The sequence below is a fragment of the Aquabacterium parvum genome (genome assembly GCF_001447195.1).
Taxonomy (GTDB): Bacteria; Pseudomonadota; Gammaproteobacteria; order Burkholderiales; family Burkholderiaceae_C; genus Aquabacterium; species Aquabacterium parvum.
Genome location: NZ_LFRI01000609.1, coordinates 1 through 566, shown reverse-complemented (window position 1 = coordinate 566; position 566 = coordinate 1). Strand labels below are relative to the sequence as shown.

Below are 566 nucleotides of genomic sequence, written 5' to 3'. Positions count from 1 at the left end.
AGAGGTTGTTCCGGCGGCTCAAGGGCTACCGCCGAATCTTCTCCCGGTTCGAAAAGCTTGATGCGATGTTTCTCGGCTTTCTCAGCTTCGTGCTCGTGGTCGATGGGCTTCGCAGTTTGTGTTAACAGGCCCTAGTCACAGATGGATCGCTGGTCCGTGTCCTAGTGGCGCGGATGAGCATGCGGGAGGCCGAGTGGCAAGCCGCTGCCGCCAACATGGACCACGGGGTCCAGCTGAAGCCGACCGAGCGGCGGGGAGTGTTCCGCGCGTTCATCCGTGCAAGGAAGCACAAGAACCGAGCTGGGCAGCATCTGTCCTACCGGGACATCGGGGCCAAGCTCGGGATGAACCACAACACGTTGCGGAACTGGATGGAGAAGGACTTCCCTGACACCTTCCGAGCGATGAGCAAAGAGGACCCCGGCCCGGCCTGTCACGGATCGCCGTAATGGAGCCAAGGATGTTCGGCGTAATGGAGCCAGTTTCTGGCTGCTGAACAGGGCTCCCGAGGGGGTTGAGGAACGGGGTTATTTTGCCGCTTTGGCGGGGGTGGATTTGACGCTGCC

General features: G+C 61.0%; 1 protein-coding gene and 1 pseudogene. Both read left to right on the top strand.

What is annotated here, in order from left to right:
• Positions 1 to 125 (top strand): annotated as a pseudogene (locus ABG80_RS20965) (IS5-like element ISCARN85 family transposase); the annotation flags it as partial.
• Positions 126 to 173: 48 nt separating this feature from the next.
• Entirely contained in the window at positions 174 to 449 is a 276-nt protein-coding gene (locus ABG80_RS20960; RefSeq protein WP_160322639.1) for a hypothetical protein, read from the top strand.
• Positions 450 to 566: the final 117 nt, after the last annotated feature.

Coding starts and splice junctions, on each gene's coding strand:
- ABG80_RS20960 (WP_160322639.1), top strand. CDS start 174: ATGAGCATGCGGGAGGCCGAGTGGCAAGCCGCTGCCGCCAACATGGAC.